At 66.4% G+C, this 11,786-nt stretch carries 10 protein-coding genes and 1 tRNA gene; 10 read left to right on the top strand and 1 reads right to left on the bottom strand.

What is annotated here, in order from left to right; translation table 11 throughout:
- Positions 1-92: 92 nt before the first annotated feature.
- A complete protein-coding gene (locus AC07DI_RS18125; RefSeq protein WP_384250485.1) occupies positions 93-1,319 on the bottom strand; it encodes a pyridoxal phosphate-dependent aminotransferase in 1,227 nt (408 codons plus the stop codon).
- A 181-nt stretch (positions 1,320-1,500) separates the two neighbouring features.
- Between AC07DI_RS18125 and AC07DI_RS18120 the strand changes: the two genes are divergently transcribed.
- The 10 genes from AC07DI_RS18120 to rpoB all read left to right on the top strand — a co-directional run bounded on the left by AC07DI_RS18120 (position 1,501) and on the right by rpoB (position 11,765).
- A tRNA-Trp gene (locus AC07DI_RS18120) sits at positions 1,501-1,573 on the top strand.
- A gap of 107 nt (positions 1,574-1,680) precedes the next feature.
- A complete protein-coding gene (gene secE / locus AC07DI_RS18115; protein WP_384250483.1) occupies positions 1,681-1,968 on the top strand; it encodes a preprotein translocase subunit SecE in 288 nt (95 codons plus the stop codon).
- Between the two features lie 77 nt (positions 1,969-2,045).
- A complete protein-coding gene (gene nusG / locus AC07DI_RS18110; protein ID WP_478905192.1) occupies positions 2,046-3,002 on the top strand; it encodes a transcription termination/antitermination protein NusG in 957 nt (318 codons plus the stop codon).
- 177 nt (positions 3,003-3,179) lie between these two features.
- Positions 3,180-3,614, top strand: coding sequence for a 50S ribosomal protein L11 (gene rplK / locus AC07DI_RS18105; protein ID WP_355803871.1), 435 nt, complete (start codon positions 3,180-3,182; stop codon positions 3,612-3,614).
- Between the two features lie 86 nt (positions 3,615-3,700).
- On the top strand, positions 3,701-4,423 hold the full coding sequence (rplA, locus tag AC07DI_RS18100) for a 50S ribosomal protein L1 (RefSeq protein ID WP_384250477.1): 723 nt from the start codon (positions 3,701-3,703) through the stop codon (positions 4,421-4,423).
- Positions 4,424-4,580: 157 nt separating this feature from the next.
- Positions 4,581-5,477: an SCO4651 family lipoprotein gene (locus AC07DI_RS18095; RefSeq protein ID WP_478905191.1), complete on the top strand. Its 897-nt coding sequence runs from the start codon at positions 4,581-4,583 to the stop codon at positions 5,475-5,477.
- Positions 5,478-5,576: 99 nt separating this feature from the next.
- A complete protein-coding gene (locus AC07DI_RS18090; RefSeq protein ID WP_478905302.1) occupies positions 5,577-6,419 on the top strand; it encodes an SCO4651 family lipoprotein in 843 nt (280 codons plus the stop codon).
- 264 nt (positions 6,420-6,683) lie between these two features.
- A complete protein-coding gene (gene rplJ / locus AC07DI_RS18085) occupies positions 6,684-7,214 on the top strand; it encodes a 50S ribosomal protein L10 (RefSeq protein WP_384250472.1) in 531 nt (176 codons plus the stop codon).
- Positions 7,215-7,322: 108 nt separating this feature from the next.
- The gene (gene rplL / locus AC07DI_RS18080) at positions 7,323-7,706 is read left to right on the top strand and encodes a 50S ribosomal protein L7/L12 (RefSeq protein ID WP_384250470.1); all 384 of its coding nucleotides are present in this window, start codon (positions 7,323-7,325) and stop codon (positions 7,704-7,706) included.
- A gap of 573 nt (positions 7,707-8,279) precedes the next feature.
- Positions 8,280-11,765: a DNA-directed RNA polymerase subunit beta gene (rpoB, locus tag AC07DI_RS18075; RefSeq protein WP_384250467.1), complete on the top strand. Its 3,486-nt coding sequence runs from the start codon at positions 8,280-8,282 to the stop codon at positions 11,763-11,765.
- The last annotated feature ends 21 nt before the right edge of the window (positions 11,766-11,786 follow it).

Raw genomic sequence — 11,786 nt, 5'->3', positions numbered from 1 at the left:
TCGGGGCCTTCCCCGAACGAAGAAGCGGGCCGCCCCTCCGGCAAGGAGAGACGGCCCGCACGCGCGCGTGGAGCGCTGTTCTGCCGGGAACCTCAGTCGCGGGCCTCGGCGAGCAGCTTCTGGATCCGCGAGACGCCCTCGACGAGGTCCTCGTCCCCGAGCGCGTACGAAAGGCGCAGGTAACCCGGCGTCCCGAAGGCCTCACCCGGAACCACGGCGACCTCGGCCTCCTCCAGGATGAGCGCGGCCAGCTCGACGGAGTCCTGCGGGCGCTTGCCGCGGATCTCCTTGCCGATGAGGCCCTTCACCGAGGGGTAGGCGTAGAAGGCGCCCTCGGGCTCGGGGCAGACCACGCCCTCGATGTCGTTGAGCATCCGCACGATGGTCCTGCGGCGCCGGTCGAAGGCCTCGCGCATCTTGTCGACGGCGTCCAGGTCGCCGGAGACGGCCGCGAGCGCGGCGGCCTGCGCGACGTTGGAGACGTTGGACGTGGCGTGCGACTGCAGGTTCGTCGCGGCCTTCACGACGTCCTTCGGGCCGATGATCCAGCCCACCCGCCAGCCGGTCATCGCGTACGTCTTGGCGACGCCGTTGACCACGACGCACTTGTCGCGCAGCTCGGGCAGGATCGCCGGCAGCGAGGTGAACTTCGCGTCCCCGTAGACGAGGTGTTCGTAGATCTCGTCGGTCATGACCCACAGGCCGTGCTCGACGGCCCAGCGGCCGATCGCCTCGGCGTCGGCCTCGCTGTAGACGGCGCCCGTGGGGTTGGACGGCGAGACGAAGAGCACCATCTTGGTGCGCTCGGTGCGGGCGGCCTCCAGCTGCTCGACCGAGACGCGGTAGCCGGTGGTCTCGTCGGCGACGACCGGGACCGGGACACCGCCGGCGAGACGGATCGACTCCGGGTACGTCGTCCAGTAGGGGGCCGGGACGATGACCTCGTCGCCCGGGTCGAGGATCGCGGCGAACGCCTCGTAGATGGCCTGCTTGCCGCCGTTGGTCACCAGGATCTGCGAGGCGTCCACCTCGTAGCCCGAGTCGCGCAGGGTCTTCGTGGCGATGGCCGCCTTGAGCTCGGGGAGGCCCCCGGCCGGCGTGTAGCGGTGGAACTTCGGGTTCTTGCAGGCCTCTACGGCCGCCTCGACGATGTAGTCCGGCGTCGGGAAATCGGGCTCACCCGCGCCGAAGCCGATCACCGGGCGGCCCGCGGCCTTGAGGGCCTTGGCCTTGGCGTCGACGGCGAGGGTCGCGGACTCGGAGATCGCACCGATGCGCGCGGACACCCGGCGCTCGGTCGGAGAAGTTTCAGCGCTCATGGCCCCATCGTTCCAGACCCGAAACGGCCGCGGTGCGGGGGTTTCCAAGAGCATCGCAGCCCATTCTGTTCGACGGGGCGCCGCAGAGCACGTACACTCACTGCTCGTTGGCCCTCACCGGCCGCACCCTCTCGACGCACTCCGTGCACATGGGCGGATGCGGTAGGTTGGGGGAAATCAAAGGGTCGTAGCTCAATTGGTAGAGCACTGGTCTCCAAAACCAGCGGTTGGGGGTTCAAGTCCCTCCGGCCCTGCTACACACTCCTTCGCCAGGATGTGTGCGCATGTACGTACTGCAATGCACCGCCGTGCGGCTCAACCGGGCGCGGCACGGCCACGACCCGGAATCAGGTGAGGACGAGTGACGGACGCCGTGGGCTCCATCGACATGCCTGATGCCCAGGACGAGGTGCCGGAGTCCAAGAAGAAGGCCCGCAAGGGCGGCAAGCGCGGCAAGAAGGGCCCCTTCGGCCGCCTCGCGCTCTTCTACCGCCAGATCGTCGCGGAACTCCGCAAGGTCGTCTGGCCGACTCGCAATCAGCTGACGACCTACACCACCGTGGTGATTGTCTTCGTCATCATCATGATCGGTCTCGTGACCGTGATTGACTATGGCTTCAGCCACGCTGTCAAGTACATCTTCGGCTGAGCCGAGAGCGAAGGGCGCCGTACCCGGCGCCCCTATTCGCGTGTTCCACCCCATGTATCCAGGAAGAAGCAGCCACCGTGTCTGACCCGAACCTGAACGACGCCATGGAGCCTCGCGGCGGGCAGGATGCCGAGTCCGTCGAGGACGAGCTCGACATCGTCGAGGCGGCGGACGCCGAGGCGCCGGATCAGGCCGAGGCTGCCGACGCCGCCGCTGGCGAGCCCGCCGAAGAGGCCGCCGTCCACCTGGAGGGCGATGCCGAGGCTGTCGCCGAGTCCGCCGAGGACGAGGCCGCCATCGCCGAGGTCGCCGACGAGGAGACCGCTGCGGACGCCGAAGGCGCCGACGACGAGGCCGAGACCGTCGAGGACGAGGCCACCGACGACGAGGCCGCCGAGGCCGAGGAGTCCGAGCCGGTCGACCCGATCGTCGCTCTGCGCGAGGAGCTCCGCACCCTCCCCGGCGAGTGGTACGTCATCCACACGTACGCCGGTTACGAGAACCGCGTGAAGACCAACCTCGAGCAGCGCGCCGTCTCGCTGAACGTCGAGGACTTCATCTTCCAGGCCGAGGTGCCGCAGGAAGAGGTCGCGCAGATCAAGAACGGCGAGCGCAAGACCATCCGCCAGAACAAGCTTCCCGGCTACGTCCTGGTGCGCATGGACCTGACGAACGAGTCCTGGGGCGTCGTCCGCAACACCCCCGGCGTCACCGGCTTCGTGGGCAACGCCTACGACCCGTACCCGCTGACCCTGGACGAGATCGTCAAGATGCTCGCCCCGGAGGCCGAGGAGAAGGCCGCCCGCGAGGCCGCCGAGGCCGAGGGCAAGCCGGCTCCGGCCCGCAAGGTCGAGGTCCAGGTCCTGGACTTCGAGGTGGGCGACTCGGTCACCGTCACCGACGGCCCGTTCGCGACGCTGCAGGCGACGATCAACGAGATCAACGCCGACTCGAAGAAGGTCAAGGGCCTCGTCGAGATCTTCGGCCGCGAGACCCCGGTCGAGCTCAGCTTCGACCAGATCCAGAAGAACTAGCCCCTTCCGGGCTCCTCTGGAACACACACCTCCGACCAGGTCAGACGGGCTGCCAAAGCCGGTCTGACCTGCTCGGTTTTTAGCCGCACGACTATACCCGTTATCGTTGTGCGGTATGCCTCCATCCGGATGACCGGGTGGCAGGCTGAAAACTCTCACTAGGACCCGGAGAGAGCTATGCCTCCCAAGAAGAAGAAGGTCACGGGGCTCATCAAGCTCCAGATCCAGGCTGGTGCCGCCAACCCGGCCCCGCCGGTCGGTCCCGCGCTGGGCCAGCACGGCGTCAACATCATGGAGTTCTGCAAGGCCTACAACGCCGCGACCGAGTCGCAGCGTGGCTGGGTGATCCCGGTGGAGATCACGGTCTACGAAGACCGCTCCTTCACCTTCATCACCAAGACGCCGCCGGCCGCCAAGATGATCCTCAAGGCCGCGGGTGTCGAGAAGGGCTCCGGCGAGCCTCACAAGACCAAGGTCGCCAAGATCACCGAGGCGCAGGTCCGTGAGATCGCCACGACCAAGATGGAAGACCTCAACGCCAACGACCTGGACGCCGCGTCGAAGATCATCGCCGGCACCGCCCGTTCCATGGGCATCACGGTCGAGGGCTGAGCCTCCCCCCGTCTGACCTTTCTCAGTGGTAGGGCCAAGCGCTGGTCCGCACCACAACTCCACCCTTTGAACCCACAGGAGCAGAAGTGAAGCGCAGCAAGACTCTCCGCGCTGCGGACGCCAAGATCGACCGGGAGAAGCTGTACGCCCCGCTCGAGGCCGTCCGTCTCGCCAAGGAGACCTCCTCGACCAAGTTCGACGGCACCGTCGAGGTCGCCATGCGTCTGGGTGTCGACCCGCGCAAGGCCGACCAGATGGTCCGCGGCACCGTGAACCTCCCGCACGGCACCGGCAAGACCGCCCGGGTCCTGGTCTTCGCGACCGGTGACCGTGCTGCGGCCGCGGAAGCCGCTGGAGCCGACATCGTCGGCGCCGACGAGCTCATCGACGAGGTCGCGAAGGGCCGCCTGGACTTCGACGCCGTCGTCGCCACTCCGGACCTCATGGGCAAGGTCGGCCGCCTCGGCCGCGTGCTCGGTCCGCGTGGTCTGATGCCGAACCCGAAGACCGGCACCGTGACCCCCGATGTCGTGAAGGCTGTCAACGACATCAAGGGCGGCAAGATCGAGTTCCGCGTCGACAAGCACTCGAACCTGCACTTCATCATCGGCAAGGTGTCCTTCGACGACACCAAGCTGGTGGAGAACTACGGCGCGGCCCTGGAGGAGATCCTCCGTCTGAAGCCGTCGGCCGCCAAGGGCCGCTACATCAAGAAGGCCGCCATCACCACCACGATGGGCCCCGGCATTCCGCTGGACAGCAACCGCACCCGCAACCTCCTCACCGAGGAGGACCCGGCCGCCGTCTGAAACTGACGGCAGCCGCGTCGCGTACGCGTTCTGTGGACGGGCCCCGCAACCTTTCGAGGTGCGGGGCCCGTCCTGTTTGTGTACGGACCTTCCGGATACGTGTGTCGGAGGCCTGCGCTAGCGTGCAGGTTCGATGAATGCCAAGGGGTGGGGATACATGAACAGCACGACCATGCGCCGCGCGGGTCTCTCGATCGCGGTGGTCGCCGCGCTGACCGGACTCACGGCCTGCGGTTCGGGGGACTCGTCGGACAAGGCGGGCGGGTCAGGCAAGGACAAGGGCGGCATCAATCTGAGCCCGATAGCCGCCCTGCGCTCCGTCGAGAAGTCGACCGACAAGGCGGACACCGCGCGGATCGACGGCTCGACCACCATGGGTTCGCTCACCGCCATGGACATGAAGGGCGTCATGGGTTGGTCGGACGGCATCACCGGCAATGTCACCGTGACCTTCACCGGCGGCACGCAGGCCCAGCAGATGGCCCAGCTCGGCCAGACAAAGCTCGACTACCGCTACTTGAAGAACGGCTTCTACGCGAACATGGGCGACAAGTTCGCGGAGCAGGCGGGCGGCGGCAAGCACTGGCTCGCGTACGACTACGACACGCTGGCCAAGATGAGCGGCGCCGCGGGCGAGGCCTTCCAGGACCAGATGCAGACCAGCACGCCGAACCAGTCGGTGAAGATGCTGCTGGCCTCCGGTGACGTGAAGCGCGTCGGCGAGGAGAGCGTCCGCGGGACCAAGGCGACCCACTACTCGGGCAAGGTCGACATGGCGGACTTCACCGCCAAGAACTCCAACCTCGACGCGGGCCGGAAGTCCGAGCTGAAGAAGCAGTTCGAGCAGCTCGGCATGGACACCGAGACGATCGACGTGTGGGTCGACGGCGACGACCTGCTGGTCAAGAAGGTCGAGAAGGCCGACACGAAGAACGGCCCCTTCTCGCAGACCGCCTACTACACCGACTACGGCACGCCGCTCTCCGTCGAGAAACCCCCGGCCTCGGACACCATGAGCTTCAAGGAGCTGCTGAAGTCGCAGACGGCGAGGTAGGGCCGGACGGGCCGGACCTGCCTTCGGGTAATCTCAGCCCACCGCAATAATTGGATCAAATGTTCCTATGTTCCTAGGGGTGGGGTCATGAGTATTTCCGTGCGTACGGGACGCAAGAGAACCGCGAGTGCCGTACTGGCGGCCGCGCTGCTCGCCGGCGGCGCGGTCGGCTGCGGGTCGGAGAAGTCCGACGACGCGGGGGAGGACATGTCGCCCGCGGCCGCCGTGAAGAAGGCCGCGGACAAGTCCGAGGACCTGACGTCGTTCACGTTCCGGATGAAGGGCTCCGTCCCGGCGGACGGCCGGGTCCAGGCCGAAGCGGCGATGAGCACCGAGCCGCTCGCCATGCGGATGACGGCCTCCGCGCCCGACCAGGGCCGAGAGAAGGTGGAGATCCGGTACGTCGACGGCGCGGTCTACCTCGGCGGCGGCAAGGAGGCCGCCAAGGAGATGGACGGCAAGAGCTGGATCAAGTTCGACGCCAAGGCCATGGGCAAGGGCGGCGGCAAGCCCGCCGGCGGCTCGGTCTCCGCGCAGGCCGACAACAACCCGGCCGACCAGTCCACGCTCCTGACGGGCTCCAAGGACCTCAAGAAGGTCGGCGACGAGTCCGTCGGTGGCGTCAAGACCACCCGCTACACGGGCACGGTCACGCTGGACCGGATCCGCGAGCTCAACAAGGGCGAGGACGCGGCCACCAGGAAGCGCCACGAGAAGAGCATCAAGCAGTACGAGGACATGGGCATCGAGAAGCTGACGATGGACCTGTGGATCGACGGCGAGGACCACACCAAGCAGTTCCGCGCCCGCGGAAAGGGTGACAAGGGCCCGCTCGACATGACCATCACCTTCCTCGACTACAACAAGCCGGTGACCGTCCAGGCCCCGCCGAAGAGCCAGGTCATGGACCTCGCCGAGGAGATGAAGGGCGCCCAGGGCTGACGTCCGAGGCGGATTTGCCCGACGCGGCCCCGTTCGCGTACTCTTCCACAGAAGCCAAAGACCGCTGGTCGTTGCTGTGTCCTCGCAAGAGGGTGCAGTGGCCGAAGGATCCGCTGAAACGGCGGACGACCCGCGCAGGTGACTGTGGATGTGCTCCCGGATCTGATCCGGTCGAGCTCACGCCCCGTGCGCCTGCGCCGGGGCGTTTCGTTTTGTCGGCCCCTTCTGAGCGGTCCTCATCACCCGGAAGGAGGCCGACGCTCTATGCCGACGCCCGACAAGGCTGCCGCGGTAGCCGAGCTCACGGACAAGTTCCGCAGCTCGAACGCCGCCGTGCTGACCGAGTACCGGGGTCTCACCGTGGCCCAGCTCAAGCAGCTGCGCCGTTCTCTCGGTGAAAACTCCGAGTACGCCGTGGTGAAGAACACGCTGACCAAGATCGCGGCCAACGAGGCCGGGATCGACACGCTGGACGACCTGTTCACGGGTCCGACGGCGGTTGCCTTCGTCACCGGTGACCCGGTGGAGTCGGCGAAGGGTCTTCGTGACTTCGCCAAGGACAACCCGAACCTCGTCATCAAGGGCGGTGTCCTTGACGGCAAGGCGCTGTCCGCCGACGAGTTCAAGAAGCTCGCGGACCTCGAGTCCCGCGAGGTTCTGCTCTCCAAGCTGGCGGGTGCCATGAAGGGCAAGCAGTCTCAGGCTGCCGCTCTCTTCCAGGCGCTTCCCTCGAAGTTCGTCCGCACCGCGGAGGCGCTTCGTGCCAAGAAGGACGAGCAGGGCGGTGCCGAGTAACTCGGCTCGCACACTGATCACCGTCTGACGCGGTGGTCACAGCGGGCCCAACGTACGCCCGCCTCCATGTACACCCGGCACCAGCCGAATTAGTGGAAGGACGCCATCATGGCGAAGCTGTCCCAGGACGACCTGCTCGCGCAGTTCGAAGAGATGACCCTCATCGAGCTCTCCGAGTTCGTGAAGGCCTTCGAGGAGAAGTTCGACGTCACCGCCGCCGCGCCGGCCGCCGTCGTTGCTGCGGGCCCGGGTGCCCCGGCCGCCGAGGCCGAGGCCGAGCAGGACGAGTTCGACGTCATCCTCACGGGTGCCGGCGAGAAGAAGATCCAGGTCATCAAGGTCGTGCGTGAGCTGACCTCGCTGGGCCTGAAGGAGGCCAAGGACCTCGTCGACGGCACCCCGAAGCCCGTCCTCGAGAAGGTCACCAAGGAGGCCGCCGAGAAGGCTGCCGAGTCCCTCAAGGGCGCCGGCGCCTCCGTCGAGGTCAAGTGACCTCACGAGTCGTCTGACTCTTTCACCGTACGTATGGCGGAAACGCTGTAACGCACGGGTCGCCAAGGGCGATCACCCATGTGGGTGGTCGCCTTTCGGCGTTCCTGGGCCACCCGTGAGGCTGCCTTGCGATGTCGGTCGCGACGAGTATGGTGATCTTCGTTGTGCCTCGGAGCGGCCCGTGACGGTGACGTTCTCAGGGCCAAGTCGGGGCAGGGGGGCCTTGACGAACCGCACGCAGCGCGCAATTCTCAGGACGCGTCGTCACAACGATCCGGATCCGAGGCATGGATCGGCGGCGAAGAGGGCAGTATCGATGTGCGTTGAGGACGTGGCTTGCAGCAGGGGTTGAGAACAACGAGGGTCTCCCAGAACCCGCACTGGACATCAGTGGGCCGTTTGGCTACACTGACCCTTTGCGCTGCCTGTTAGCTGCCTCCTGCCCGTCACCAGGGGCATGCCCATGCTTGAGCACCGTGGACCGAAACTTCCCTGACCAGGGAATTCTGTCTCTGTGTCCAACGTGGGACCGGTACGCGCGTAGTGAGTCCGAGCCCTCGGAAGGACCCCCTCTTGGCCGCCTCGCGCACTGCCTCGACCGCGAATACGAACAACGGCGCCAGCACCGCCCCGCTGCGCATTTCCTTTGCAAAGATCAAGGAGCCCCTCGAGGTTCCGAACCTTCTTGCGCTGCAGACCGAGAGCTTTGACTGGCTGCTCGGCAATGACGCGTGGAAGGCTCGTGTCGAGGCGGCTCTGGACAGCGGACAGGACGTCCCCACCAAGTCCGGTCTGGAGGAGATCTTCGAGGAGATCTCCCCGATCGAGGACTTCTCCGGGTCGATGTCCCTGACGTTCCGCGACCACCGTTTCGAGCCTCCGAAGAACTCGATCGACGAGTGCAAGGAGCGCGACTTCACGTTCGCCGCCCCGCTCTTCGTCACCGCCGAGTTCACCAACAACGAGACCGGTGAGATCAAGTCTCAGACGGTCTTCATGGGCGACTTCCCGCTCATGACGAACAAGGGCACCTTCGTCATCAACGGCACCGAGCGTGTCGTGGTGTCGCAGCTGGTCCGTTCGCCCGGCGTCTACTTCGATTCCTCGATCGACAAGACGTCCGACAAGGACATCTTCTCCGCCAAGATCATCCCGTCCCGGGGTGCCTGGCTGGAGATGGAGATCGACAAGCGCGACATGGTCGGTGTCCGCATCGACCGCAAGCGCAAGCAGTCGGTCACCGTTCTGCTCAAGGCTCTCGGTTGGACGACCGAGCAGATCCTCGAGGAGTTCGGCGAGTACGAGTCCATGCGCGCCACCCTGGAGAAGGACCACACCCAGGGCCAGGACGACGCGCTGCTCGACATCTACCGCAAGCTCCGTCCGGGCGAGCCGCCGACCCGTGAGGCCGCTCAGACGCTGCTTGAGAACCTCTACTTCAACCCCAAGCGCTACGACCTCGCGAAGGTCGGCCGCTACAAGGTCAACAAGAAGCTGGGTGCGGACGCTCCGCTCGACGCGGGCATCCTCACGGTCGAGGACATCATCGCCTCGATCAAGTACCTGGTGAAGCTGCACGCCGGTGAGACCGAGACCGTTGGCGACAGCGGCACGTCGATCGTCGTCGAGACCGACGACATCGACCACTTCGGCAACCGTCGTCTGCGCAACGTCGGCGAGCTCATCCAGAACCAGGTCCGCACGGGTCTGGCTCGTATGGAGCGCGTCGTGCGCGAGCGCATGACGACTCAGGACGTCGAGGCGATCACGCCGCAGACCCTGATCAACATCCGGCCGGTCGTCGCCTCCATCAAGGAGTTCTTCGGCACCAGCCAGCTGTCGCAGTTCATGGACCAGAACAACCCGCTGTCGGGTCTCACCCACAAGCGCCGTCTGTCGGCGCTTGGCCCGGGTGGTCTCTCCCGTGAGCGGGCCGGCTTCGAGGTCCGTGACGTGCACCCGTCTCACTACGGCCGCATGTGCCCCATTGAGACCCCTGAAGGCCCGAACATCGGTCTGATCGGTTCGCTCGCCTCGTACGGCCGCGTCAACGCGTTCGGCTTCGTCGAGACGCCGTACCGCAAGGTCGTCGAGGGCCAGGTCACCGACGACGTCGACTACCTCACGGCCGACGAGGAGGACCGCTTCGTCATCGCGCAGGCCAACGCGCCGCTGACGGACGACCTCCACTTCGCCGAGGCCCGCGTCCTGATCCGCCGTCGTGGCGGAGAGATCGACTACGTGCCCGGCACGGACGTCGACTACATGGACGTCTCGCCGCGCCAGATGGTGTCGGTCGCGACCGCGATGATCCCCTTCCTCGAGCACGACGACGCCAACCGTGCCCTCATGGGCGCGAACATGATGCGTCAGGCCGTGCCGCTGATCACCGCCGAGGCCCCCCTCGTCGGCACCGGCATGGAGTACCGCTGCGCGGTCGACGCCGGTGACGTGATCAAGGCCGAGAAGGCGGGTGTGGTCCAGGAGGTCTCCGCGGACTACGTCACGGTCACCAACGACGACGGCACGTACACCACGTACCGCATCGCCAAGTTCTCCCGGTCGAACCAGGGCACCTCGGTCAACCAGAAGGTTGTCGTCGACGAGGGCGCCCGCGTGATCGAGGGCCAGGTCCTCGCCGACGGTCCCGCGACCGAAGAGGGCGAGATGGCCCTCGGCAAGAACCTGCTCGTGGCGTTCATGCCCTGGGAGGGTCACAACTACGAGGACGCGATCATCCTGTCGCAGCGCCTCGTGCAGGACGACGTCCTCTCCTCGATCCACATCGAGGAGCACGAGGTCGACGCCCGTGACACCAAGCTGGGCCCGGAGGAGATCACCCGGGACATCCCGAACGTCTCCGAGGAGGTCCTCGCCGACCTCGACGAGCGCGGCATTATCCGTATCGGTGCCGAGGTCGTCGCCGGCGACATCCTCGTCGGCAAGGTCACGCCCAAGGGTGAGACCGAGCTGACGCCGGAGGAGCGCCTGCTCCGCGCGATCTTCGGTGAGAAGGCGCGCGAGGTGCGCGACACCTCGCTGAAGGTGCCGCACGGCGAGATCGGCAAGGTCATCGGCGTACGCGTCTTCGACCGTGAAGAGGGCGATGAGCTGCCGCCGGGCGTGAACCAGCTGGTTCGTGTCTACGTGGCGCAGAAGCGCAAGATCACGGACGGTGACAAGCTCGCCGGCCGGCACGGCAACAAGGGTGTCATCTCCAAGATCCTTCCGATCGAGGACATGCCCTTCCTTGAGGACGGCACGCCGGTCGACATCATCCTGAACCCGCTGGGTGTCCCGTCCCGAATGAACCCGGGACAGGTCCTGGAGATCCACCTCGGCTGGCTCGCCAGCCGTGGCTGGGACGTCTCCGGCCTCGCGGACGAGTGGGCGCAGCGCCTCCAGGCCATCGGCGCCGACAAGGTCGAGCCGGGCACCAACGTCGCCACCCCCGTCTTCGACGGTGCGCGTGAGGACGAGCTGGCCGGTCTGCTGGAGCACACGATTCCGAACCGCGACGGCGAGCGCATGGTGCTCCCGACCGGTAAGGCGCCGCTGTTCGACGGCCGCTCGGGTGAGCCCTTCCCGGAGCCGATCTCGGTCGGCTACATGTACATCCTCAAGCTCCACCACCTGGTCGACGACAAGCTCCACGCTCGTTCGACCGGTCCGTACTCCATGATCACCCAGCAGCCGCTGGGTGGTAAGGCTCAGTTCGGTGGTCAGCGCTTCGGTGAGATGGAGGTGTGGGCGCTGGAGGCTTATGGCGCCGCGTACGCCCTCCAGGAGCTTCTGACGATCAAGTCCGACGACGTGACCGGCCGCGTGAAGGTCTACGAGGCCATCGTCAAGGGCGAGAACATCCCCGAGCCCGGCATTCCCGAGTCCTTCAAGGTGCTCATCAAGGAAATGCAGTCGCTCTGCCTCAACGTGGAGGTGCTGTCCTCGGACGGCATGTCCATCGAGATGCGCGACACCGACGAGGACGTCTTCCGCGCGGCGGAGGAGCTCGGCATCGACCTGTCCCGGCGCGAGCCGAGCAGCGTCGAAGAGGTCTGACGGGTCTGGTCGGGGCCTCCT

Source organism: Streptomyces sp. NPDC044106, from assembly GCF_056433985.1.
Note: the sequence above shows the minus strand (reverse complement) of the source record. Positions and strands in the feature narration are given on the sequence as shown.